Source organism: Streptomyces sp. NPDC060205 (assembly GCF_042728395.1).
Lineage (GTDB): Bacteria > Actinomycetota > Actinomycetes > Streptomycetales > Streptomycetaceae > Streptomyces.
On record NZ_JBHWZP010000087.1, the window covers coordinates 1 to 24,520 of the forward strand.

Annotated in this window: 22 protein-coding genes and 1 pseudogene; 16 read left to right on the top strand and 7 right to left on the bottom strand. The window is 71.5% G+C overall.

The genetic code is table 11. The features are described 5' to 3' along the window. Nucleotides 1-341: 341 nt before the first annotated feature. Complete coding sequence (locus ACFWGJ_RS17575; protein ID WP_387325128.1) at nt 342-1,310, bottom strand: hypothetical protein; 969 nt, start codon at nt 1,308-1,310, stop codon at nt 342-344. Nucleotides 1,311-1,501: 191 nt separating this feature from the next. On the opposite strand from ACFWGJ_RS17575, the gene ACFWGJ_RS17580 reads away from it, so the two are divergent. After that, nucleotides 1,502-2,233, top strand: coding sequence for an SseB family protein (locus ACFWGJ_RS17580; protein ID WP_387325131.1), 732 nt, complete (start codon nt 1,502-1,504; stop codon nt 2,231-2,233). Nucleotides 2,234-2,303: 70 nt separating this feature from the next. Here ACFWGJ_RS17580 and ACFWGJ_RS17585 read toward each other — a convergent pair whose 3' ends face one another. Next, complete coding sequence (locus tag ACFWGJ_RS17585) at nt 2,304-2,660, bottom strand: DUF1844 domain-containing protein (RefSeq protein WP_107019820.1); 357 nt, start codon at nt 2,658-2,660, stop codon at nt 2,304-2,306. 411 nt (nt 2,661-3,071) lie between these two features. On the opposite strand from ACFWGJ_RS17585, the pseudogene infC reads away from it, so the two are divergent. The 10 genes and pseudogenes from infC (at nt 3,072) to ACFWGJ_RS17635 (ending at nt 14,437) form a co-directional block, all read left to right on the top strand. Further along, a pseudogene (infC, locus tag ACFWGJ_RS17590) lies at nt 3,072-3,774 on the top strand (translation initiation factor IF-3). 129 nt (nt 3,775-3,903) lie between these two features. Further along, nucleotides 3,904-4,098 (top strand): 50S ribosomal protein L35, encoded by a 195-nt coding sequence (gene rpmI, locus ACFWGJ_RS17595; protein WP_019065473.1) that lies wholly within the window; start codon nt 3,904-3,906, stop codon nt 4,096-4,098. 94 nt (nt 4,099-4,192) lie between these two features. Next, nucleotides 4,193-4,576, top strand: coding sequence for a 50S ribosomal protein L20 (rplT, locus tag ACFWGJ_RS17600; RefSeq protein WP_107019818.1), 384 nt, complete (start codon nt 4,193-4,195; stop codon nt 4,574-4,576). Nucleotides 4,577-4,749: 173 nt separating this feature from the next. Then, nucleotides 4,750-5,592, top strand: a complete 843-nt coding sequence (locus tag ACFWGJ_RS17605; RefSeq protein WP_387325134.1) for a TrmH family RNA methyltransferase — start codon at nt 4,750-4,752, stop codon at nt 5,590-5,592. Between the two features lie 123 nt (nt 5,593-5,715). Next, entirely contained in the window at nt 5,716-6,870 is a 1,155-nt protein-coding gene (locus ACFWGJ_RS17610; RefSeq protein WP_387325181.1) for an ATP-binding protein, read from the top strand. 147 nt (nt 6,871-7,017) lie between these two features. After that, nucleotides 7,018-8,160 carry a phenylalanine--tRNA ligase subunit alpha gene (pheS, locus tag ACFWGJ_RS17615; RefSeq protein ID WP_387325137.1) on the top strand — a complete coding sequence of 381 codons (1,143 nt, stop codon included), beginning with the start codon at nt 7,018-7,020 and terminating at the stop codon, nt 8,158-8,160. Then, nucleotides 8,160-10,661, top strand: a complete 2,502-nt coding sequence (pheT, locus tag ACFWGJ_RS17620) for a phenylalanine--tRNA ligase subunit beta (protein ID WP_387325140.1) — start codon at nt 8,160-8,162, stop codon at nt 10,659-10,661. The genes pheS and pheT overlap by 1 nt, the downstream gene beginning before the upstream one ends. 335 nt (nt 10,662-10,996) lie before the next feature. After that, a complete protein-coding gene (locus ACFWGJ_RS17625; RefSeq protein ID WP_387325143.1) occupies nt 10,997-12,124 on the top strand; it encodes a PP2C family protein-serine/threonine phosphatase in 1,128 nt (375 codons plus the stop codon). A 263-nt stretch (nt 12,125-12,387) separates the two neighbouring features. Beyond that, nucleotides 12,388-13,728: a transcriptional regulator gene (locus ACFWGJ_RS17630; protein ID WP_387325146.1), complete on the top strand. Its 1,341-nt coding sequence runs from the start codon at nt 12,388-12,390 to the stop codon at nt 13,726-13,728. A gap of 163 nt (nt 13,729-13,891) precedes the next feature. Continuing rightward, nucleotides 13,892-14,437: an NUDIX hydrolase gene (locus ACFWGJ_RS17635; RefSeq protein WP_107019813.1), complete on the top strand. Its 546-nt coding sequence runs from the start codon at nt 13,892-13,894 to the stop codon at nt 14,435-14,437. A gap of 21 nt (nt 14,438-14,458) precedes the next feature. Here the strand turns inward: ACFWGJ_RS17635 and ACFWGJ_RS17640 are convergent, their stop codons facing one another. Beyond that, nucleotides 14,459-14,716 carry a hypothetical protein gene (locus tag ACFWGJ_RS17640; RefSeq protein WP_267025437.1) on the bottom strand — a complete coding sequence of 86 codons (258 nt, stop codon included), beginning with the start codon at nt 14,714-14,716 and terminating at the stop codon, nt 14,459-14,461. A gap of 336 nt (nt 14,717-15,052) precedes the next feature. Further along, complete coding sequence (locus ACFWGJ_RS17645; RefSeq protein ID WP_366783615.1) at nt 15,053-15,913, bottom strand: 3-hydroxybutyryl-CoA dehydrogenase; 861 nt, start codon at nt 15,911-15,913, stop codon at nt 15,053-15,055. 187 nt (nt 15,914-16,100) lie between these two features. Between ACFWGJ_RS17645 and ACFWGJ_RS17650 the strand changes: the two genes are divergently transcribed. Then, nucleotides 16,101-17,396, top strand: coding sequence for a glycoside hydrolase family 10 protein (locus ACFWGJ_RS17650; protein ID WP_387325151.1), 1,296 nt, complete (start codon nt 16,101-16,103; stop codon nt 17,394-17,396). A 13-nt stretch (nt 17,397-17,409) separates the two neighbouring features. Here ACFWGJ_RS17650 and ACFWGJ_RS17655 read toward each other — a convergent pair whose 3' ends face one another. Continuing rightward, the gene (locus ACFWGJ_RS17655) at nt 17,410-17,607 is read right to left on the bottom strand and encodes a DUF1918 domain-containing protein (protein ID WP_210891986.1); all 198 of its coding nucleotides are present in this window, start codon (nt 17,605-17,607) and stop codon (nt 17,410-17,412) included. 93 nt (nt 17,608-17,700) lie between these two features. Continuing rightward, nucleotides 17,701-18,708, bottom strand: a complete 1,008-nt coding sequence (locus tag ACFWGJ_RS17660) for a DMT family transporter (RefSeq protein WP_387325153.1) — start codon at nt 18,706-18,708, stop codon at nt 17,701-17,703. On the opposite strand from ACFWGJ_RS17660, the gene ACFWGJ_RS17665 reads away from it, so the two are divergent. From ACFWGJ_RS17665 to ACFWGJ_RS17675, 3 genes are all read left to right on the top strand, one after another. Continuing rightward, complete coding sequence (locus ACFWGJ_RS17665; RefSeq protein ID WP_387325156.1) at nt 18,707-20,155, top strand: PLP-dependent aminotransferase family protein; 1,449 nt, start codon at nt 18,707-18,709, stop codon at nt 20,153-20,155. The genes ACFWGJ_RS17660 and ACFWGJ_RS17665 overlap by 2 nt on opposite strands. A gap of 17 nt (nt 20,156-20,172) precedes the next feature. Next, the gene (locus ACFWGJ_RS17670) at nt 20,173-20,610 is read left to right on the top strand and encodes a GNAT family N-acetyltransferase (protein ID WP_387325159.1); all 438 of its coding nucleotides are present in this window, start codon (nt 20,173-20,175) and stop codon (nt 20,608-20,610) included. A 164-nt stretch (nt 20,611-20,774) separates the two neighbouring features. Further along, complete coding sequence (locus ACFWGJ_RS17675; RefSeq protein ID WP_387325161.1) at nt 20,775-21,359, top strand: histidine phosphatase family protein; 585 nt, start codon at nt 20,775-20,777, stop codon at nt 21,357-21,359. Nucleotides 21,360-21,388: 29 nt separating this feature from the next. On the opposite strand, the gene ACFWGJ_RS17680 is transcribed toward ACFWGJ_RS17675, so the two are convergent. Then, nucleotides 21,389-21,847 carry a DUF6314 family protein gene (locus ACFWGJ_RS17680; RefSeq protein WP_387325184.1) on the bottom strand — a complete coding sequence of 153 codons (459 nt, stop codon included), beginning with the start codon at nt 21,845-21,847 and terminating at the stop codon, nt 21,389-21,391. 170 nt (nt 21,848-22,017) lie between these two features. On the opposite strand from ACFWGJ_RS17680, the gene ACFWGJ_RS17685 reads away from it, so the two are divergent. After that, nucleotides 22,018-24,519 carry an alpha-L-arabinofuranosidase C-terminal domain-containing protein gene (locus ACFWGJ_RS17685; RefSeq protein WP_387325164.1) on the top strand — a complete coding sequence of 834 codons (2,502 nt, stop codon included), beginning with the start codon at nt 22,018-22,020 and terminating at the stop codon, nt 24,517-24,519. Nucleotide 24,520: the final 1 nt, after the last annotated feature.

Sequence of the window (24,520 nt, forward strand, 5' to 3'; positions counted from 1 at the left end):
GGGGGCCCCCGGCGCACAAACTGCACCTCCTTGTGCCCCCGCCCCCCCCCCCCCCCGCGGGGGGCGGTGACCACCCCGGGGTATCCGGTTGCGGGGCCCCGGCCCCCCCAAACCCGGGGGCGGCGGGCCTGAAGCCGGAGAACCTGAGGGCGGCGGCCAACTCCGACCAGTACTTCGGCAAGGGCCCCGACACCGCCGAGGACGACGGGCCCTCGACCGCCTGGGCCGGCCCCCTGGCGGGCAGCGTCGGCGGGGTGCTCCTCGTCGTGGCGACCGTCCTGTGGCGGGGCAGCAGACGGCCCCGTCACCCCGGGAACCGCCTCAGCGACCTCCCGTAGGCCTCAGCTCCCGGGCTCCGCCAGGGCGTTCACGGCGGCCTTCGCCGCCGCCTCCACCATCGAGATCCCCTCGGCCTTCGTGGAGTTGCCGTCCGACAGCACCGCGACGAGGTACGCGCGGCCGTCCACCTCCACCCGCCCGATGCTGTTGATGTCCCACAGCCCGGTCGCGGTCCGCGGCAGCCACCCGTTCTTCAGGGCGAACCCGGTCGGCCCCGCGGCCGACACCCCCCAGTCCTGGCCCACGGCGATGTCACCCATCAGCCCCTGCAGACAGGACCGGGAGCCCTCGTCCAGCTCCGATGCGTCGGCGTCCCCGAAGATCTGCCCCAGCAGGGTGAGTTGATCGGCGGCCGTGGTCTGCGTCAGCCCCCACAGCTCCCCGTCGCCGCCCTCGGTGTCGTCGAGGCCGAGACGCGCGTTGGCCGCCGCGAGCCCCCGCGCCCGGCCGATCGCCTGCCACAGCGCGGTGGCGGACGCGTTGTCGCTGTCGCGGATCATCGCGGAGGCGTACGTCTTCTCCTGCGCGGTGAGCTCCCGCCCCGCGTCCTGCGCCCGCAGCAGCAGCGCGGCCAGGATGTCGGCCTTCACGATGCTCGCGGTGTCGAACGCCGCGTCCCCGTGGACCGCGCTCCGCCCGGACTCGGTGTCCAGCACCGCCACCGACAGCCGCGCCCCGGACCCGACGGAGACGGAGCCCATCGCCTCCGCGAGCGACGCGTCCCCGGACACGGGGGTGGGCTCCGCGGACGAGGACGCCGTCACAGGTTCCACCGTCGCCTCCTTCGGGGCCGTCGTACGGGATGCCGCCGAGGAGGATACGAGTTCACCGGCGTCGTGCGCCCGCGCACTCACGTACACCGCCCCCGAGGCGGTGGCGCCGAGCAGGACGAGGGAGGCGACCGCCGCGTGCCCGAGCGGCCTGGCGCGGGACGGGCGGTCACCGTGCCGGCGTGCTCTGTGAGGGAACATGCCGCGAGCCTGGGCCGTGCCACTGTGCGCCCGGTTAGACGCGTGTGAGAAGCGTGTCAGGGATCGCTGAGAAACCCCTGAGTCCCGTGAACGGCCTATTTCCCAGGCGGGCAGGCGCGGGCAATACGGGCGAGGCGCGCGGTCCGCCCGGCGGATCGGGCGGGTGAGCGCCCCCGATAGGCTCGGCTCCCGTGGCGAACAAGAACATCCCCGACCCCGGTTTCTCCGACGACGACGGCCGTGCCGATCCCCGGCTGAGCGCGGCGCTCGCGGCCTGGGCCGAGGACCGGTCCGCGCACGGCCCCGTCCTGGCGGCTCTCAAGGGCGCGCGGCTCCTGGTGCCCGTCGTCGCCGTGCTCGGCGAGGTGGAGGAGGACGAGAACGGGCTGCGCCGCGAGAAGACCAGCGACATGGCCGTCCCCACCCTGAAGGCGGGCGACCGCACCGCGCTGCCCGCCTTCACCTCCACGGAGTCCCTGGCCCGCTGGGACCCGGCGGCCCGCCCCGTCGCCGTACCCCTGCACCAGGCCCTCCAGGCCGCCGCGCACGAGAAGGCCGACACGGTCGTCCTGGACCTGGCGGGACCGGTCGCGTACGAGCTGACGGGACCGGCGCTGCGGGCGCTCGCCGAGGGGCGTACGACGGCGGACCCGCTCGCCGACCCCGCCGTGGTCGACGCGGTACGTGCCGCGGTCGCCGCCGAGCCCCTGGTGCTCCGCGCCCATCTCGGCCCCGGGCAGGCCGACGGCACCCTGGCCCTCGTCCTGGACCCGGCCGCCGACCAGGCCGGCACCGCACAGGCCGTCGCCCGGCGGCTCGCGGCCGACGAGACACTGAGGGCCCGCCTGGTGCGCGGCCTCGACCTGGCACTTCTGCCGGCCGAGGCGACGCCACCGGGCGAGCCCCTGTACGTACGTCGGTAAGTACTTACTTAGTTTTTTAGATGTTTTGGAGCGGAGCCGCGGAGCCGCGGAGCCCGGACCGGGTCCGGGCTCAGCCGTAGACCGGGCCCGTGTACTTCTCGCCCGGGCCCTGGCCCGGCTCGTCCGGGACGAGCGACGCCTCACGGAACGCCAGCTGCAGCGACTTCAGGCCGTCGCGCAGCGGCGAGGCGTGGAAGGAGCTGATCTCGGTCGCGCTCGCGTCGAGCAGCCCGGCCAGGGCGTGGACCAGCTTGCGGGCCTCGTCGAGGTCCTTGTACTTGTCGCCCTCCTCGGACAGGCCGAGCTTCACGGCGGCGGCGCTCATCAGGTTCACGGCGACCGTGACCAGGACCTCGACCGCGGGGACCTCGGCGATGTCGCGGGTCATGTCGTCGAAACCGGGGGACTCAGGAGGGGTGTCACTCATGCCCCACACGATAGGCCCCGGCCCGCCGGACCCCGCCCGCGGGAGACGTCGTGGCCCGCCCGCTGGAGAGCGGAGGGACTGTACAGGACCGGTGCCCGCACACCGATTCGCACCACCCGGGGGGAACTGCTAACCTTGTGTAACGACCGGCCGGACACTCCTGTGCCCGGCCCACAAGTGGAGGCTCCGAACTCCCACCCGACCATCCTCCGGGAAGGCGGGTCATCCGGTCAGGCGGCCCCCATCGTTCCGTACGGACGATGGAGCCGCTGGATATGCGCCCCGCGGTTGACCGCGGCGGTGCTCCGGTCATCCTTGGAGCCACCGCCTGTGTCCCGTCCGGGGCATTTTTCATGTCCCATGGCGGTTGGTTCAGTGAGAAGACGTACGCGAGCTGTCTGCCAGACAGCCGTGTGGTGCTATCCGAGGAGGATCCATCAGCGCCGAGCCCCGCATCAACGACCGGATTCGCGTTCCCGAGGTACGACTTGTCGGTCCCAGCGGTGAGCAGGTCGGGATTGTTCCGCTTGCCAAGGCCCTGGAGCTTGCGCAGGAGTACGACCTCGACCTGGTCGAGGTGGCCGCGACCGCGCGTCCGCCGGTCTGCAAGCTCATGGACTACGGGAAGTTCAAGTACGAGTCGGCCATGAAGGCCCGTGAGGCGCGCAAGAACCAGGCGCACACGGTCATCAAGGAGATGAAGCTCCGGCCGAAGATCGACCCGCACGACTATGACACCAAGAAGGGTCACGTCGTCCGGTTCCTCAAGCAGGGCGACAAGGTCAAGATCACGATCATGTTCCGTGGTCGCGAGCAGTCCCGGCCGGAACTCGGCTACCGACTGCTGCAGCGGCTCGCCTCGGACGTCGAGGACCTCGGGTTCGTCGAGTCGAACCCGAAGCAGGACGGCCGAAACATGATCATGGTTCTCGGCCCGCACAAGAAGAAGACAGAGGCGATGGCCGAAGCCCGCGAGGCCCAGGCGGCCCGCAAGGCGGAGGCGAAGGCCAACCCGGGCAAGTCGCAGAACCACGCGGGTGACGACATCTCCGACGAGGAGGTCGCCGCGACCGAGGCCGCAGAGGCCCCGGCCGAGGCTCCCGCCGAAGCCTGATCCCGGGGTGCGAGTCCCAGGGGTTTCCGGACGCGAGTCCGGGGACGTCAACCGATACATATGACGTTCCGTTGTGCCCGGTCTGACGACCGGGCACAGGAACGCCACCGACGAGGAGAGAACGGCGCCATGCCGAAGAACAAGTCGCACAGCGGTGCCAGTAAGCGCTTCAAGATCACCGGCTCCGGCAAGGTGCTCCGCGAGCGTGCCGGCAAGCGCCACCTGCTTGAGCACAAGTCGTCGCGCGTGACGCGCCGCCTCACCGGCAACGCCGAGATGGCCCCGGGCGACGCCAAGAAGATCAAGAAGCTTCTCGGCAAGTGACGTCCGGCGCTTCGGCGCCGTACGCCAGGACCGGGACCCCATCGATTTCGGACCGTGTGACGACCACCACGGTCCCGCTACAAGGAGTTAACAAGTGGCACGCGTCAAGCGGGCAGTCAACGCCCACAAGAAGCGCCGGGCGATCCTCGAAGCCGCCAGCGGCTACCGCGGTCAGCGTTCGCGTCTGTACCGCAAGGCCAAGGAGCAGGTCACCCACTCCCTGGTCTACAACTACAACGACCGCAAGAAGCGCAAGGGCGACTTCCGTCGGCTGTGGATCCAGCGCATCAACGCTGCGGCCCGCCAGAACGGCATGACGTACAACCGCCTCATCCAGGGTCTGAACGCCGCCAACATCGAGGTGGACCGCAAGATCCTCGCGGAGCTGGCCGTCAACGACGCAGGCGCGTTCGCCGCGCTCGTCGAGGTCGCGCAGAAGGCCCTGCCGTCGGACGTCAACGCGCCCAAGGCTGCGTGACGCTGGCGCTGGCCTCGGCCGGAACCTCCGTGTGGGCTCGCTCGCCTTTTTGGCTGCGGGCCCACATTTGTTTTGTTCGCGTGTTCTCCTCGACCGCGCGTGCTGTCTTCAGGAGGGGCACCCCCCTCGGCGCGGCAAGCGGTACGCCCCGCCCCTGAACCGAAGGTGAGTCCATGTCCAGCGGCCCCGAGCTGATCTCCCCCCGCTCGCAGCGCGTCTCCGCCGCCCGGCGGCTCGCGAGGCGCAGCTTCCGGGGCAAGGAGCGGCTGTTCCTCGCCGAGGGGCCCCAGGCCGTGCGGGAGGCCGCAGCCCACCGCGTCGGCACCGAGCCCGCGCTCGTCGAACTGTTCGCCACGGTCGACGCCGCCGAGCGGTACGCCGACATCGTGGGGGAGGCCCGGGAAGCCGGAGCCCGGCTGCACCTCGCCGCCGACGACGTGATCGCCGACATCTCGACCACCGTCACCCCGCAGGGACTCGTCGGCATCTGCCGCTTCCTGGACACCCCCTTCGAGGACATCGTCGCGGCGCGGCCCACGCTGGTCGCCGTCCTGGCGCACGTCCGGGACCCCGGGAACGCGGGCACCGTGCTGCGCTGCGCCGACGCGGCCGGCGCCGACGCCGTCGTCCTCACCGACGCCTCCGTCGACCTCTACAACCCCAAGTCCGTACGGGCGTCCGTCGGCTCGCTGTTCCATCTGCCCGTCGCGGTCGGCGTCCCCGTGGAGCAGGCCGTGCAGGGGCTCAGGGACGCCGGCGTACGCATCCTGGCCGCCGACGGAGCGGGCGAGGACGACCTCGACGACGAACTCGACAAGGGCACCATGGGCGGGCCGACCGCCTGGGTCTTCGGCAACGAGGCATGGGGGCTCCCGCAGGAGACACGTGCGCTGGCGGACGCCGTCGTGCGCGTCCCGATCCACGGCAAGGCCGAATCCCTGAACCTCGCGACGGCCGCCGCCGTATGTCTCTACGCGTCGGCTCGCGCGCAGCGTGCCCGCCGTGCTCGTTCCTGAGGGGGTCCGTCCGGTCACTCCCAGCTAGTAGGGTGACGGGCCCGGGGACCCGCCCCCCAAGCTCTCGGCTGCGCTTGAGCAGGGAGGTTGCCCCGGATGCCGGACGAGAGGTGGGGTACGGGGATGGGTGTCGGCACGAGCGGTGCGCAGAGCGCGCTGCGGGCACACGAGGTGCGGAGCGCTCCCGCGCCCCGGCACGCCGATCCCGCGAACCTCCAAGAGCTCGGCATCGACCCCGACGACCTCCCCGACGGCCTCGTGATCGCCGACGAACGCGGCCGGGTGATCTGCTTCAACGCCGCCGCCGTCCGTATCACCGCCACCCCCGCCGCCGAGGCCCTCGGCCACCATCTGGAGCGGGCCCTGCCGCTGGAGGACCTCGAAGGCCGCCGCTGGTGGCAGCTCACCGACCCGTACGGCGGACTCGCGATCCGGGTCGGACAGCCCGAACGCAACCTCCTGCTCCCCGGCGGCCGCGAGGTCCTGGTGACCGCGCGGTACATGCGAGTGCGGCCCCTCGGCCCGGTCCGGCGGGTCGTCGTCTCGCTGCGCGACACCGAGGGCCGCCGCCGCACCGAGCGCAGCCACGCCGAACTGATCGCCACCGTCGCCCACGAACTGCGCTCGCCGCTCACCTCCGTCAAGGGCTTCACGGCCACGCTGCTCGCCAAGTGGGAGCGCTTCACCGACGACCAGAAGAAGCTGATGCTGGAGACGGTCGACGCGGACGCCAACCGCGTCACCCGCCTCATCGCCGAGCTCCTCGACATCTCCCGCATCGACTCCGGGCGCCTTGAGGTACGGCGTCAGCCGGTGGACATAGGCGCCGCCGTCGGCCGGCACATCCAGGCGTACGTGGCCTCGGGACAGTCCGCCGACCGCTTCCTGCTGCGCATCGGCCAGCCCCTGCCCGACCTGTGGGCCGACCCCGACAAGGTCGACCAGGTGCTCAGCAATCTGCTGGAAAATGCGGTGCGGCACGGCGAGGGAACCGTCACCATCGACGTGGAGCCCGCGCCGTCGCCCCGCGAAGGGGAGGACGTCTGCACGTCGGTCACGGTGAGCGACGAGGGCCCCGGAATCCCGGAGGAGTCCATGAACCGCGTCTTCACCCGCTTCTGGCGGGGCAGCAAGCGCGGCGGCACCGGCCTCGGGCTGTACATCGTCAAGGGCATCGTCGAAGCCCACGGCGGCACCATCACCGTCGGCCGCGCGCCCGAGGGCGGCGCCGAGTTCCGATTTACGCTGCCCGTGGGCACCCCGGCGTATCTGCTGTGACGCCGTAGCGGCCCCCACGGGCGCATTCGCACACCTCACCCCCGTTAGACTCGGCCTTTGGCACCTTTGCGTCCCCTTTTCAGGGACAGGGCGTCCCGCGAGTCGCGACGGGGACCTTCGGCCAACCAATCGGAAGCACGGGAAGAGATGTCGGCACCGAACAAGTCGTACGACCCTGTTGAGGTCGAGGCACTGAAACCGGAAGAGATCGAGCGCATGCGGGACGAGGCGCTCGCCGCCTTCGCCGCCGCCGGTGACCTCGACACGCTCCAGGAGGCCAAGGTCGCCCACACCGGCGGCGCCTCGCCGCTGGCCCTCGCCAACCGCGAGATCGGCGCCCTGCCCCCGCACGCCAAGGCCGCCGCGGGCAAGCTCGTCGGCCAGGCCCGTGGCGCGGTGAACAAGGCACTCGCCGGCCGCCAGGTCGAACTGGAGGCCGAGCGGGACGCCCGTGTGCTGGTCGAGGAGGCCGTGGACGTCACACTGCCCCACGACCGGGTACCGGCCGGCGCCCGGCACCCGCTGACCACCATGATGGAGCGGGTCGCGGACGTCTTCGTGTCCATGGGATACGAGATCGCCGAGGGCCCCGAGGTCGAGGCGGAGTGGTTCAACTTCGACGCCCTCAACTTCACCCCGGACCACCCGGCCCGGCAGATGCAGGACACCTTCTTCGTGCGGAGCGCCAACGGCACGCAGGGCACCGAGGGCTCCGGCGACGAGTCCGGTGTCGTGCTGCGCACCCACACCTCGCCGGTGCAGGCCCGCGCCATGCTGGACCGTGAGCCGCCCGTCTACATCGTGTGCCCCGGCCGCGTGTACCGCACGGACGAACTGGACGCCACGCACACCCCGGTCTTCCACCAGATCGAGCTGCTCGCCATCGACGAGGGCCTGACCATGGCCGACCTGAAGGGCACCCTGGACCACATGGTCCGCTCGCTCTTCGGCGCCGACATGAAGACCCGGCTGCGGCCGAACTTCTTCCCCTTCACCGAGCCGTCCGCCGAGATGGACATGCTCTGCTACGTCTGCAAGGGCGAGTCCGTCGGCAACCCCGACCGCCCCTGCCGCACCTGCTCCAGCGAGGGCTGGATCGAGCTGGGCGGCTGCGGCATGGTCAACCCGCGCGTGCTCGTCGCCTGCGGTGTGGACCCCCAGAAGTACAGCGGATTCGCCTTCGGGTTCGGCATCGAGCGGATGCTGATGTTCCGCCACAACGTCGAAGACATGCGAGACATGGTCGAGGGTGACGTCCGGTTCACCCGGCCGTTCGGGATGGAGATCTGATGCGGGTCCCGCTTTCCTGGCTGCGGGAGTACGTCGACCTCCCCGCCACCGAGACCGGCCGCGATGTGCAGGCCAAGCTCGTCTCCGCCGGCCTTGAGGTCGAGCGGGTCGAACAGCTCGGCGCCGGCCTCAAGGGGCCGCTCGTCGTCGGCAAGGTCCTGACCATCGAGGAGCTGGAGGGCTTCAAGAAGCCCATCCGCTTCTGCACCGTCGACGTCGGCAGCGCCAACGGCACCGGCGAGCCGCAGGAGATCGTCTGCGGCGCCCGCAACTTCGCCGTCGGCGACAAGGTCGTCGTGGTCCTGCCCGGCGCCGTCCTGCCCGGCGACTTCGCGATCGCCGCGCGCAAGACGTACGGCAAGACCTCCCACGGCATGATCTGCTCCGGCGACGAGCTGGGCATGGGCGACGACGGCAGTGGCGGCATCATCGTCCTGCCGCCCGAGCACGAGGTCGGCACGGACGCGATCGAGCTGCTGGAGCTGGTCGACGAGGTCCTCGACATCGCCGTCACGCCCGACCGCGGCTACGCCCTGTCGATGCGCGGTGTGGCCCGCGAGGCCGCCACCGCCTACGGCCTCGACCTGCGCGACCCGGCGCTGCTCGACGTGCCCGGCCCGAACGCCTTCGGGTACCCGGTCCAGGTCGCCGACCCGCTGGGCTGCGACCGCTTCACCGCGCGGACCGTCACCGGTCTGTCGCCCGAGGCCCGCTCCCCGATCTGGCTGACGCGCCGCCTCCAGAAGGCGGGCATGCGCCCCATCTCGCTGGCCGTCGACATCACCAACTACGTGATGCTGGAGCTCGGGCAGCCCCTGCACGCGTACGACCGCTCCCGCATCCAGGGTGCGATCGGTGTGCGCCGGGCCGAGCAGGGCGAGAAGCTCACCACCCTCGACGGCGCCAAGCGCACGCTCGACGCCGGCGACCTGGTGATCACCGACGACCGCGGGCCCATCGGCCTCGCGGGAGTCATGGGCGGTGCCAACACCGAGATCGACGACACCGAGGGCACCACCACCGAGGTCGTCGTCGAGGCCGCGCACTTCGACCCGATCTCCATCGCCCGCACGGCCCGCCGGCACAAGCTGGCCTCCGAGGCGTCCAAGCGCTTCGAGCGGGGCGTCGACCCCGAGGCCGCTGCCGCCGCCGCGCAGCGCACGGTCGACCTGCTGGTCCTCCTCGCGGGCGGCACCGCCGACGCGGGCGTCACCCAGGTCATCTCCCCGTCCGCGCCGCACACCATCACCATCCCGGCGGACCACCCGGACAAGGTCGCGGGCGTCGACTACGGCCGCGAGACCGTCGTACGCCGCCTCCAGCAGGTCGGCTGCGACGTCTACGGCCAGGACGAGCTGATCGTCACCGTGCCGTCGTGGCGGCCCGACCTCACCGACCCGAACGACCTCGCCGAAGAGGTCATCCGGCTTGAGGGCTACGAGAACCTGCCCTCGACGCTGCCCAAGCCCCCCGCGGGCCTGGGCCTGACCGACCGGCAGCGGCTGCACCGCCGCGTCGGGCGCGCGCTGGCCGGCGCCGGGTACGTGGAGGCGCTGAACTACCCGTTCATCGGCACCGAGGTGCTCGACCAGCTCGGCCTGGAGGCCGACGACCCGCGCCGCACCGTGGTGACGCTCGCCAACCCGCTCTCCGACGAAGAGCCCGCGATGCGTACGACGCTGCTGCCGGGGCTCCTCGGCGCGCTGCGCCGCAACGACGGCCGGGGCTCGCACGACCTCGCGCTCTTCGAGACCGGCCTGGTCTTCAGGCCGACCGGCCAGGAGCACAAGGCCGAGCGGCTGCCCGTCGACCGCCGGCCCACCGACGAGGAGATCGCCGGGATCGACTCCGCGCTGCCGCATCAGCCGCGCCGCGCCGCCGTCGTCCTCGCGGGCGCCCGTGAGCAGGCCGGCTGGTGGGGCAAGGGCCGCCCGGCCACCTGGGCGGACGCGGTCGAGGCCGCGCGTACCGTCGCCCGGGAGGCCGGTGTCGAACTGACCGTGCGCGGTGACCGGCACGCTCCCTGGCACCCGGGGCGCTGCGCCGCGCTGTACGCCACGGTGAACGGCGAGGAGACGCTCGTCGGCCACGCCGGTGAGCTGCACCCGCGGGTCGTCAAGGCGCTGCACCTGCCCGAGCGCACCTGCGCCATGGAGATCGAGCTCGATCTGCTGGAGCAGGCCGGTACGGGTCCGCTGGCCGCGCCGCGCATCTCCACGTTCCCCGTCGCCACGCAGGATGTCGCGCTCGTCGTCGCGCGGGACGTGCCGGCCGCGGAGGTCGAGGCCGCGTTGCGTGAGGGCGCGGGTGAACTCCTGGAGTCCGTGCGGCTGTTCGACGTGTACGAGGGGGAGCAGCTCGGTGAGGGGCGGAAGTCGCTCGCTTACGCGTTGCGCTTCCGTGCGGGGGATCGCACGTTGACCGTCGACGAGGCGTCTGCCGCGCGGGATGCGGCGGTTGCCCTCGCGGGCGCGCGTACGGGGGCTGTTCTGCGCAGTTAGCTCCGCCGGTTCTGATGGGGGCGGGGGACTGCGGGTCGTCGGTCGGGTGCGGGTCCGATGTGGCTGGCCGCGCAGTTCCCCGCGCCCCTAGCGGGCGTTGCCCTCGGGCTGTGTGGTGATGTGCAGGTGCATCGTGGCCGGTCGCGCAGTTCCTCGCGCCCCTGAAGACACAGGGCGTCTCCTTGCGGAGGCGCCCTTTGTGCTGTTTGTGGGGGATCACTCATTTGGGTGACAAGTGTGGGGGGTTCGGGGCGGGCGGGGGGTGGGGTCGACAGAATCGACCCGGCCGAAGTGGTCGGTGCCTGTGCTGGACAGGGCCTAGGGGGGCCGTCGGCATGATCCGTAGCAAGGCTGGGGTGCCCCGTCGGGCGGGGCACCGGGGGAAACACCTGACCTTCGGTCGCACGAGAGCCGGCGTCCGCCGTCGGCAGCGGCTGCGCAGGCTGCTCGCGCTGGGACTGCCCACCGCCTGGGGCGCGGTGGCGATCACCTACAAGCTGGCCTGCCCGCTCGCCCAGCAGAACGGGCTCGGCGCGCGGATCGCCACCTGCGCCGTGTTCTTCGCCGTCGGCACGGGACTGATCCTGCACGTCAGACGGGGGCTGCTGCGGGAGCTGCGGCAGATCCGCAGAGTGGCGGGGGCCGCTCAGGGCGTTCTCCTGCGCCCGCTGCCCCCGAGTGTCGACGGGCTGAACGTCGCCGCCGCCCAGGTCTCCGCGGACCGCGGGGCCGCCGTCGGCGGCGATCTGTACGAGGTGATCGGTACGGAACACGGCGTCCGGGTCGTGATGGGAGACGTCCGCGGGCACGGGCTGGCCGCCATCGGGACGGTCGCCGCCGTCCTGGGCAGCTTCCGCGAGGCCGTCCACGACGAACCCGAACTCCCCGGCGTGCTGCGGAAACTGGAGCGCGCCATGGCCCGGCACCTCAGGGAGCGCGCCAAGGCCGAGCACCCCTCGGCCGGCCCTTCCGGGCTGGACCCCGACAGTCCCGTCGCCGAGGAGTTCGTCACCGTGCTGCTGCTGGAGATCGGCCACGACGGCGAGACGCGCGCCCTGAACTGCGGGCACCCCTGGCCGTATCTGCTGCGCGGGGGCGAGGACGGAGTGGAGCATCTGGGCTTCGGTGATCCGCTGCCGCCGCTCGGGGCCTTCCCGCTCCCCGCCGAACTGCCCGTCACCCGCTGCGGGCCCCTGCTGCCGGGCGAGGCGCTGTTCCTGTACACGGACGGCGCCGAGGACGCCCGCGACAGCGCGGGCCGCTTCTTCCCTCTCCCCGCCGCCCTGACCGAGGCGACCCGCACCCACCCGACCTCCCCCCAGGAGGTCCTGGGCACGGTCTTCACCCAACTGCTGGCCCACGCAGACGGTTTCCCGACGGACGACGTAGCACTGTTGGTGGTGGCCAATGCCAGAACACACGTTCAGACATCCCACCGAGAGCAACTGGCAACGCCCCTCTAGGGGCGCGGGGAACGGCACCGTCCGCCCGCCACGGAGTGTCGGGCAGGCAGCGGGACGGACGGCGTGATTCCGGGCCGCCGCACTGTACGAGGGGGAGCCGGCGGCCCGGCCGGCCTCTTGCGAGGCAGTTCAGTCAACCGGCTCACCACTCTCCGCAACAGCGCGCGTACTGCCCGGATCCGGGCACTCCGTTCACACCCCGTGTGAAGGGAGAGGCGCTAGGTTGAAAAGCACCGTCTGCACCCAGCCATCGGATGGCCTTCATGCAGCCCAACACTCTGCTCGACGCGATCCTCGACGAGGCCGGAATCTCCCACGCGGGACTCGCGGCCCATGTGAACCAGGCAGGACGGGTGCGCGGTCTCGCCCTCCGCTACGAACACACCGCCGTGGCACGGTGGTTGAAGGGCCAGCGCCCCCGTGGCCAGGTGCCCGACCTCATCTGCGAGGTCCTCGCCGCCCGGCTCCAACGGCCCGTCACGCTCGACGACATCGGCCTCGGCGTACCCGGCGAACCCGCCACCCCGCACGGTACGACGCTCTCCGGCTTCGTCGAGCGGGCCACCGCGCTGTGGCGCTCCGACGAACAGCAGCGCCCGCACATACTGGGCGCCCCCGCCGTCACCGGCACGCCCGCCGTGATGCCCGTGTGGGAGTGGGAGAACCCGCCGGAGGACGTGGACGTCTCACGCGGCGGACGGCACCGCGTGCGCATGTCCGACATCGAGATGCTGCGCGCCGCCCGCGCCCACTATGAGCAGATGTACCGCAAGGCCGGCGGCGTCGCGACCCGTACGCGCATCGTCGGATTCCTCAACTCCGAGACCGCGCCGCTGCTGCGCGGCAGCTACACCGACGCGACCGGCCGTCAGCTCCACCGCGCCACCGGCGGCCTCGTGGCGATCGCCGGCATCTGCGCGTACGACTCCGACGCGCACGGGCTCGCCCAGCGCTACTTCCACCAGGCGCTCAGGCTCGCGAAGGCCAGCGGGGACAGGGGACTGGGCGCCTATGTGATCGCGCTGCTCGTCAACCAGGCGCTGTTCATGCGTGAGCACCGGCAGGCGGTGGCCTTCGCCGAGGCCGCGCTGCGCGCCGCGGGGCGGCACATCACGCCGGCGCTCGCCTCGGACCTCTCCGCGATGCAGGCCAAGGCGTACGCGCACCTCGGTGACGGCAGCAGCGCGCTGTCCTGCATCCGGCGTGCCGAGCAGGCCGCCGACCGCATCCGGCGCGGCTATGAGCCGGACGAGACCGGTTATGTCCAACCGGGCCTGGTCAACGTGCAGGTGGCGGAGGCGCTGTTGAGCCTCGGCGACCTGAGCGCCGCGCGGGAGCACGCGGCGGCTGCCGTGGACAATCCGGCGCACGACCGGGGCCGGGTGCACCGGCTCGCCATGCTCAGCCAGATCGAACTGCGCCAGGGGAACGCCGACAGAGCGGTGGTCACCGCGGTCGAAATGGCGGAACGGGCGCGCGGGATGGAGTCCCAGCGGCTGCGCGACAGACTGCGGGCGGTACGCGAACACCTGGTGGCCAGCGGATGCGCGGGCACCTCCGAGGCCGCCGAACTCATCGACGGAGCACTGCGCGTGCCGCTCTAGGAACAGCTCCGACATCGACCGTCCCGACCGCCCGGTGGGCCACGAGCCCTCCTGGCGGGTGCCTTTGCGCCTGCCACTGCGCCGGGAGCGGCACACTGCGAGCCTGCTGTGCGGACACTCCTGCTGCGATATTGCCACCTACCCGTCGAAAGGTGGCAGAAAAGTGCAGTGGACGAAACAGAACGAACAAATCGTGTACGCAAATCGCTGGTTCAGCGTCAATCTCGCGGATGTCGCCTTGCCCGACGGGCGGCATCTCGATCACTTCTTAATACGGCTGCGTCCCGTCGCCGTGGCCACTGTCGTGAACGAGGCGAACGAGGTGCTGCTGCTGTGGCGGCACCGCTTCATCACCGACAGCTGGGGATGGGAGCTTCCCGCGGGCGTCGTCGAGGACGGCGAGGACATCGCCGTCGCGGCGGCCCGCGAACTGGAGGAGGAGACCGGCTGGCGGCCGGGACCTCTGCGCCATCTGATGAGCGTCGAGCCCTCGAACGGGCTCACCGACGCCCGGCACCACATCTACTGGGCCGACGAAGGCGCGTACATCGGGCATCCTGTGGACGACTTCGAGTCCGACCGCCGGGAATGGGTTCCCCTGAAGCTCGCTCCCGACATGGTCGCCCGCGGTGAGGTTCCGGCCGCCAATATGGCTGCCGCGCTGCTCCTCCTGCACCATCTGAGGCTCGGGCAGGACGCCTTGCCCTGATCCCCCACCGCGTCCACGGGCTCAACGGCCCAGAGCCTGCCAGACCGCCACGGCCAGCGCGCCCACTGCCGTGACGACCGCGACCGCGCGCAGCGGCCAGCGGGTGTGCTCCAGCGCGATGACCCGACTGCTCAGGTCGTCGAGCTCCTTGGCGGTCTGTTCGGCGCGATGGCTGAGCAGAGTCATGCACCCCTCGACGGTGGCATGGGCCACATCGAGACGGCGACGTAACTCTGCGACTTCTCCTCGGACCACGGGATGCTCCGGGTCGGCGGTCACGTGTCCGCTCCTTTCCGTAGTCGTCACATCCCTAACATGTGCACGGAAAGTCAACAGGCCTGGTGGGTGCGTGGGGAGCGTGTGCGAGGGGCATATGCGTGCCCGCGCCGCACACGGTGTGTGAATACGGCGGGCCCGGCCCTCAAAAGAGAGCCGGGCCCGCACTGGGCAGCGCTTATACAGAGGGTGACTGCTTCGGATCAGCGGGGGCCAGGGCGCCTTGAAGGGGCGCTGGCGCCCGTGCTTTTTAGGGGCGCGGGGAACTGCGCGACCAGCCACAGCGGACCCGCAGCCGACAAGCAACCCCCGGCCCCCCTCCCGACACAAACCCGGGCCCTACCCGTAGGTGTAGAAGCCCGACCCCGACTTCCGCCCAAGACGCCCCGCGTCGACCATCCGCTGAAGCAGCGGCGGAGCCGCGTACAACGGCTCCTTGTACTCCTCGTACATCGAGTACGCGACCGAGGCCACCGTGTCGAGCCCGATCAGATCGGACAGCTTGAGCGGCCCCATCGGATGCGCACACCCCAGCTCCATGCCGTTGTCGATGTCCTCGCGGCTCGCCATCCCGGACTCGAACATCCGGATCGCGGAGAGCAGGTACGGGATCAGCAGCGCGTTGACCACGAAGCCCGAGCGGTCCTGCGCCCGGATTGCGTGCTTGCCGAGGATCTTCTCCACCAGGGACTGCGCCCGGCTGATGGTGCCCTCGGACGTGGTCAGCGCCGGGATCAGCTCGACGAGCTTCTGCACCGGGGCCGGGTTGAAGAAGTGGATGCCGATGACCTGGTCGGGCCGCGAGGTGGCGACGGCGAGCTTCACCAGCGGGATGGAGGAGGTGTTCGAGGCGAGGATCGCGTCCTGCCGCAGCACCACCTGGTCGAGGACCTGGAAGATCTCCGTCTTCACCTGCTCGTTCTCGACGACCGCCTCGATCACCAGATCGCGGTCGGAGAACTCGCCGAGGTCGGTCGTGAAGGAGAGCCGCGCCTGGGTGGCGTCCCGCTCCTCCTCGGAGATCTTGCCGCGCTCGGCGGCCTTGGAGAGCGAGTTGTAGAGCCGGGTCCGGCCAATCTCCAACGCCTCACCAGTGGTCTCGGCGACCTTCACATCCAGGCCGGCGCGGGCGCACACCTCGGCGATGCCCGCTCCCATCTGGCCGCAGCCCACCACTCCGACGCGTTCGATGTCGGTCACATCGTCCCTTTCGCTGTCGCTGTCCGCTCTCACTGTCATGGGACCGGCGGGTGTCCGTTGTCCGGTACCCGCCGACGCCACGCACGTTACTCCGGATCTGTCCCCGTCCGGCGGGCCGGGTCGTGCATGCTGTGCGAGGTAGACGGTCCGTGACCGGGCGGACCCACTGCGTTTTGGGGTGTACGGCATGGGGCGTATGTCACGACGGGGATTCGCGTTGACCGCGGCGGCCGGACTGTCGGGACTCGTCACGGCGGGAGTGGCCGTGGCGGCGGAGCTGTCCGGAGGAGGGGGAGGGGGCGGTGGAGGAGGCAGAGGCGGGCACGACGGCCGACGGCACCGGCGCCGGGACCCCGCCGGTGCGCTGCGCGGCATGTGGCTGGCGACCGTGGCGAACCGCGACTGGCCCTCGAAGTCCGGTCTGAGCGCGGCGCAGCAGCGCGCCGAACTGCTCGCGCACCTCGACACGGCGGTGGAGCGCCGGCTGAACGCCGTGATCTTCCAGGTGCGCCCCACCGCAGACGCCCTGTGGGCCTCACCCTTCGAACCCTGGGCGCAGTACCTGACCGGGGTCCAGGGCAAGGACCCCGGCTGGGACCCGCTGGGCACCGCCGTCACGGAGGCCCACGCCCGGGGGCTCGAACTGCACGCCTGGTTCAACCCGTACCGCGTCGCCAACCACACCGACCCGACGCGGCTCGTCGCCTCGCACCCGGCCCGCGTGCACCCCGACTGGATCGTGCCCTACGGCGGGAAGCTCTACTACAACCCCGGTCTGCCCGAGGTCCGCGCGTTCGTGCAGGACGCGATGCTGGACGCGGTGAAGAAGTACGCCGTGGACGCCGTCCACTGGGACGACTACTTCTATCCGTACCCGGTGGCGGGCCAGGTCTTCGACGACGACGCCGCGTACGCCGCGCACGGCGGGCAGTTCCCGGACCGGGCCGCGTGGCGGCGCAACAACATCGACCGGCTGGTGCTGGAGACGGCCGCCCGGATCAAGGAGGTCAGGCCCGGCACGCGGTTCGGCATCAGCCCCTTCGGGGTGTGGCGCAACGCCACGACCGACTCGCTGGGCTCGGACAGCCGGGCCGGCGTGCAGACGTACGACGACCTGCACGCGGACACCAGGAAGTGGGTCCGGGAGAGCTGGATCGACTACATCTGCCCGCAGCTGTACTGGAACATCGGCTTCGCCGCGGCCGACTACGCGAAGCTCGTCCCCTGGTGGTCGCAGGTCGCGCAGGGCACCAGGACGAAGCTGTACGTCGGTGAGGCGCTGTACAAGGCCGGTGACCCGGCGCAGCCCGCGGCCTGGCAGGACCCGGCCGAGCTGTCCGCGCATCTCACGCTCGCCGCGGACCATCCGCAGGTGGCAGGACATGTCTTCTTCTCGGCCAAGGAAGTGGCCGCCGACCGGATCGGAGCCATGGCGAGGGTGGTCGCCGACCACTACCAGCAGCCGGCGAAGCCCTCGCGCTGACGCACCCGCTGATCTACCGGGGAGTGTCCTCGTGGTGCTGGACCACGCAGTCGGGGCCGGGGGACATCAGGGACTCGTGACCGTCCTCGAAGCGGACCCGGTACGGGGGGCTCCCCTGCTGTCCGAGCACTTCGATGACCTCCGCGACCCTGTCGTGCTGCCCGACGATCCTGCCGTGCACCAGCAGATGGTCGCCTACGGTTGCCTGCATCTGTAGGGCCTCCTCGTTCCGCACGGGAGTGGCGATTCGTGACCGCAAGTCTACGGCGGGTAGCGCGGGTTGGGGCCGGGCCGGACGAACCGGTCAGCCCCGGGCCCGTTGCGTGACGGCGATGCAGACGAGTACGGCGGCGGCCGTCAGCGGGGCGGCCGGGGTCAGGTGCTCGCCCAGCAGCAGCACCGACCACACCAGGGTGAGCAGCGGCTGGGCCAGCTGCAGCTGACTGGCCTTCGGAATGCCGATCGCCGCCATCCCGCGGTACCAGACGACCAGGCCGAGGAACTGCGAGCCGACCGCGACCCACAGCAGCCCGGTCACACTGTGCGCGGTCAGCTCCACGGGCTCGTACGCCAGGGCGACCGCGGCCACGGGCACCGTGAGCGGCAGGCACAGGACCAGCGCCCAGCCGATGACCTGCCAGCCCGGCATCACCCGGGCCAGTCGGCCGCCCTCCGTGTAGCCCGCCGCGCAGATCAGCAGCGCTCCGAAGAGGTAGGCGTCCGCGCTGCTCAGGGCGCCGCCGCTCTGCTGCACGGTGAACGCGATGACCACTGCGGCGCCCGCGGACGCCGCCACCCAGAAGGTGCGGGAGGGGCGGGTGCCGACGCGCAGCGCCGAGAACAGGGCGGTCGTCAGGGGGAGCAGACCGACGACGACCGCGGCGTGCGCGGTCGTCGAGGTCTCCAGGGCGAGGGTGGTGAGCATCGGGAAGCCGAGGACGACTCCGGCGGCGACGACGGCGAGCCCCGCCCAGTGCCGGCGGCCGGGGACCGGGACGCGCAGGGCGAGCAGACAGCCGCCCGCGACGACCGCGGCCAGGACGCTCCGCACGGCCACGAGCGACCAGGGGCCGAAGCCCTCCAGGCCCCACGCGGTGGCGGGAAAGGTGAGGGAGAAGGCGACGACGCCGAGCGCGGCCATGAGGGTTCCGGTGCGGGGGTCCGGCCGGGCGGCGTCCCGGACGTTCCCGGAAGGGCCGCCGGGTGTGCCGGGTACAGAGGGTGTACCGGACACGGAGGGTGCGCCGGGCGCGGAGGGTGTGCCGGCCACCGCTATCGAGGTCCGCGTGGTAGCGCTATTCTCTGCTCTCATGCACGAGCGTAGCAGTGTCGCTGATCTGGCCGATCGGCTGCGGGGTGAGCTGGACCGCTACTCTCCGGGCGGAAAGCTGCCGTCCAGTCGCGCACTCGTCGAGCGGTTCCGGGTGAGTCCCGTGACCGTGTCCCGGGCGCTGGCCCAGCTCTCCGCCGAGGGCCTGGTGGTCACCCGGCCCGGTGCGGGGGCCTTCCGGGCCGAGCCGCGCGCCGCCGGGCCCGCTGTCGGGGACACCTCCTGGCAGGAGGTCGCCCTCAGCGCGGACGCCACGACCGAACTCGTACCCCGCACCGTGGACGCCTCGGGCGTGCTCGTCTCGCTGGCCGCCCCGCCGCCGGGAGTCATCGAGTTCAACGGCGGCTACCTGCACCCCTCGCTGCAGCCGGAACGGGCGATGGCCGCGGCGCTGTCGCGGGCGGGCCGCCGCCCGGGCGTCTGGGCGCGCCCGCCGGTGGACGGGCTGCCCGAGCTGCGCGAGTGGTTCGCACGGGGCATCGGCGGCGCCATCACCGCCGCCGAGGTGCTCATCACGGCCGGCGGCCAGTCCGCGCTGACCACCGCGCTGCGCGCGCTCGCCCCGCCCGGCGCCCCGGTCCTCGTCGAGTCGCCCACCTATCCCGGCATGCTGGCGATCGCCCGCGCGGCCGGACTGCGGCCCGTGCCCGTGCCCGTGGACCGGGACGGGGTGAAGCCGGCCCTGCTCGCCGACGCCTTCCGCGCCACCGGCGCCCGGGTCTTCGTCTGCCAGCCGCTCTTCCAGAATCCGACCGGCGCGGTGCTCGCCCCCGAGCGGCGCGGCGAGGTGCTGCGGATCGCCCGCGCGGCGGGCGCGTTCGTCATCGAGGACGACTTCGTACGCCGGCTCGTGCACGAGGACTCGGGGCCGCTGCCGCGTCCGCTGGCCTCGGACGACCCCGACGGAGTCGTCGTGCACGTCTGCTCGCTGACCAAGGCCACCTCACCGAGCTTCCGGGTGGCCGCGCTGGCCGCCCGCGGACCGGTCCTGGAACGGCTGCGGGCCATCCAGGTCGTCGACACCTTCTTCGTACCGCGACCGCTCCAGGAGGCGGCCCTGGAACTCGTCGGCTCGCCCGCCTGGCCCCGCCATCTGCGAGCCGTCTCGGCCGAACTGCGCGTCCGCCGTGACGCCATGGCCGCCGCCCTGCGCCTGCGGCTGCCCGAACTCGCCCTGCCCCACATCGCGTCCGGCGGCTACCAGCTCTGGCTGCGCCTGCCCGACGGAACGGACGAGTGGGCGCTCCTGTCCGCCGCCCTGCGCGCGGGCGTGGCCGTCACCCCGGGCCGCCCCTACTTCAGCGCCGAGCCCCCGGCGGCCCACCTGCGCCTGAGCTACGCGGCGGTCGCGAGCACCGCCGAGATCACCGAGGGCATCCGCAGGCTGCGCACGGCCTGCGCCGAAACCGGTTCGACAGCGGGAGCCTGACCTGCGACTCTCCCGCCATGACCGACACACCCAGCCCGCCCGAGGGCTACGAGATCTCCACCGACCCCGCGCGCATCGACGTCGACCGGGTCCACCGCTGGCTCGCCGACGACGCGTACTGGGCGCTCGGCCGGCCACGCGAGAAGCAGGAGCGCGCGATGGCCGGATCGATCAACTTCGGTGCGTACGAGACGGTTTCGGGCGACCAGGCGGCGTACGCGCGCGTGGTGACCGACGGGGCGACCTTCGCCTGGCTCTGCGATGTGTACGTCGACCGGTCCGCGCGGGGCAAGGGGCTGGGCACGGCCCTGGTCACCGCCGTCCGCGACCACCTGCGGCCCCTCGGCCTGCGGCGCGTGCTGCTCGCCACGCACGACGCGCACGGCGTGTACGAGAAGCTCGGGTTCAAGGTGCTCGACCGGCCCGACCGCTGGATGGCGCTCGGCCTCGAATGACGGTGTCCTGATGGCGGTGTCCCGATAGCGGTGTCCCGATGGTGGTGTCCCGATTCGCCGTCCATGGGTCGTCCACGTACTTTGTACGGGCCCTCGCGTGAGTATTCCGTGTGTGCCGTCGATCAGCTCTTGACCAGTGCAGTTCCGGCGCTCACGATCGCCGCATGCATGTTCGGGTCACGCTGATCGCCGCCGCCCGCGGTTCCTCGTTGCTCGCCGAGCGCTTCGACGACGACCGGCCGCTGGACCAGGCGGGCTGGGGCGAGGTGCAGCGCGTCGCCCATGCCCTCATCCCGCTCGCCGCGGCCGAGCTGCGGTACTGCTCGCCGACCCCGCGCAGCAGGGCCACCGGTGACGCGCTGGGCCTCGCGCCGCTGGCCCAGCCGGCCCTGCGGGACTGCGACATGGGCCGCTGGCGCGGGCTGACCCTCGGGGAGGCGATGGCCCGGGAACCCGAGGCGGTGGACGCCTGGCTCGCCGACCCGTACTCCGCGGCCCACGGCGGCGAACCGCTCGCGGAGTTCATCCAGCGGGTCGGTGGCTGGCTGGACACCCGCCCCGCCGATGACGGCGGCCGGATCGTCGCCGTGGCGGAACCCGCGGTCGTCCGCGCCGCGCTCGTCTACGCGCTGAAGTCGCACCCGTCGACGTACTGGAACTTCGACGTGCGCCCGCTGTCGACGGCCACCCTCATCGGCTGGGCGGGCCGCTGGAACCTGCGCTTCGACGCTCAGTACGAACGTGTGTAGTCCGTGACGCGGGCAGCGGGTGGGTGTGGTCAGGTGCGCGTGTAGTCCGTCGTGAGGACCAGGTCCTTGGCGGGGCCACCCACCCGCCACACGGTCCGCCAGTGGTCCGCGTCGTACACGGTGAACTCGCCCCGGTAGAGGTCCGCCGAGCACGGATGGTCGGTGACGTGCCGGCCGGTGGCGAGGTCCAGGTCGTGGAAGGGGCGGCCGTCGGCGAACCGCACGTCGGCCCGGCTCGCCCCGTCGCCCGGCAGGAACCTGAGGGTGCGCTCGGCGGGCCGGGCCACGCCCTGCCACTCGAAGGTGCCGGACTCACGGTGGAGCAGCCCCTCGAAGGGGCCGGAGCCGTCGTCGTCCAGCGGTTCGAACACCGTCGTCCCGCTGAAGGCGCCCGTCGCCCCGCTCGCGAGATCCCGCACCGAGCGCTCCACGTGCCAGCTCCCGGCCAGGTACGCCAGCGCATCGTCCACCGGCCGGAATCCGGCCATCCCCTCCGTCACCGCGGCCTCTCCTGTCCAACCCATTGACGTGATCCTGCCCCCTACCTATCTTGCCGTTCGACGTACTGATCAGCGTCCGATATCTCGAACGCAAGCTTTCTCGGTCGTACGTCTCAGACGCACCCCTCAGACGCACCTCTCAGAGCCGCGGAGGATCCATGTCACATGCCCGCACCCGCACTCGCTGGAGACTCGCCCTCACGGCCACCGCCCTGCTGGCCGCCTCCTTCCTCGTCCCGCCCCCGGTGAGCGCCACGTCCGTGAGCGCCGCCGCCGAGGACGCCACCGACTACGCGATCACCGTCGACCCGAAGGCCGTGGGCGCGAAGATCGACGACACCATGTACGGCGTCTTCTTCGAGGACATCAACCGGGCCGCGGACGGCGGCCTGTACGCGGAGCTGGTGCAGAACCGGTCGTTCGAGTACTCGACCGCCGACAACCGCTCGTACACCCCGCTCACCTCCTGGGCCACCACCGGCACCGCGGCCACCGCGGACGACGACGGCCGGCTGAACGCCCGCAACCGCACCTACCTCGCCCTGGGCGCCGGCTCGTCCGTCACCAACTCCGGCTACAACACCGGCCTTTCGGTACAGACGGGCAAGAGCTACGACTTCTCCGTCTGGGCTCGCGCCGACGGCTCCTCCGCCCTCACGGTGACCCTCCAGGATGCCGAAGGCGAACTGGCGCAGGCCCGGCGTGTCACCGCGCGCGGCGGCTGGGCCAAGTACACGGCACGCCTCACCGCGACCCGCACCAGCACCACCGGCCGCCTCACGGTGGCATCGGGCGGCCCGGCCGCGCTCGACATGATCTCGCTCATCCCGCGCGACACGTACAAGGGGCACGGCCTGCGCGCGGACCTCGCGGGGAAGATCGCCGCCCTGGACCCCGGCTTCGTCCGCTTCCCGGGCGGCTGCCTCGTCAACACCGGCAGCATGAAGGGGTACGACGAGGAGTCCGGCTGGGAGCGCAGGCGCGCGTACCAGTGGAAGGACACGATCGGCCCGGTCGAGCAGCGCGCGACGAACGCCAACTTCTGGGGCTACAACCAGAGTTACGGGCTCGGCTACTACGAGTACTTCCAGTTCTCCGAGGACATCGGAGCCATGCCGCTGCCCGTGGTGCCCGCCCTCGTCACCGGCTGCGGCCAGAACCAGGCCGTCGACGACGACGCGCTCCTGAAGCGGCACATCCAGGACACCCTGGACCTCATCGAGTTCGCCAACGGGCCGGTGACCAGTGAATGGGGCGGGAAGCGGGCGCGGATGGGCCACCCGAAGCCCTTCCGCCTCACCCACCTCGCGGTCGGCAACGAGGAGAACCTGCCGAACGAGTACTTCGAGCGCTTCAAGCAGTTCCGCGCGGCCATCGAGGCGGCGTACCCGGACGTCACCGTCGTCTCCAACTCCGGTCCGGACGACAGCGGTACGACCTTCGACACGGCCTGGAAGCTCAACCGGGAGGCGAACGTCGACCTGGTCGACGAGCACTACTACAACAGCCCGCAGTGGTTCCTGCAGAACAACGACCGCTACGACACGTACGACAGGAACGGCCCCAAGGTCTTCCTCGGCGAGTACGCCTCCCAGGGCAACACCTTCAAGAACGCCCTCTCCGAAGCGGCGTTCATGACCGGCCTGGAGCGCAACGCCGACGTCGTGAAGCTGGCCTCGTACGCGCCGCTGCTCGCCAACGAGGACTACGTGCAGTGGCGTCCGGACCTGATCTGGTTCAACAACCACGCCTCCTGGAACTCCGCCAACTACGAGGTGCAGAAGCTCTTCATGCGCAACACCGGCGACCGGGTCGTGCCGTCGACCGCGACCGGCACACCGTCCCTGAACGGACCGATCACGGGCGCGGTCGGCCTGTCGACATGGGCCACGAGCGCCGCCTACGACGACGTACGGGTGACCGGCGCGGACGGCACACGGCTCCTCGCCGACGACTTCTCCGGTGACGCCTCGCAGTGGACCCACACCGGCGGCGGCAGCTGGAGCGTCCAGGACGGGCAGTACGTGCAGAGCGACGAGGCCGCCGAGAACACCATGGTCTCCGCGGGCGACCCCGCCTGGCACGACTACGACGTGCACGTGAAGGCCACCAAGAAGGCGGGCAAGGAGGGCTTCCTCGTCGCGTTCGGCGTCAAGGACACCGGCACCTACTACTGGTGGAACCTGGGCGGCTGGAACAACACCCAGTCCGCCGTCGAACAGGCCGTGGACGGCGGCAAGTCGACGCTGATCTCCAAGGCCGGGTCGGTCGAGACGGGCCGCGCCTACGACATCGACATCAAGGTCCGCGGCCGGCAGGTGACCCTCTACCTCGACGGCCAGGAGTGGGGGAGCTTCACCGACGACAAGCCGGCCGAGCCGTTCCGGCAGGTCGTGACCAAGGACAAGAGGACCGGCGACCTGATCGTCAAGGTGGTCAACGCCCAGGCGGTGGACGCCCGTACGGCGGTCGACCTCGGGAGCGCGAAGGTCCGCCCGAAGGCCGAGGTGACGACCCTCGCCGCCGCGCCCGACGCCGTGAACACCGAGACGCGGACGGCCGTCGCACCGGTCGCGTCCACCTTCTCGGGGGTCGCGAGGACGTTCACGTACACCTTCCCGGCGAACTCGGTGACGTTCCTGCGCATCAAGCAGGGATGAC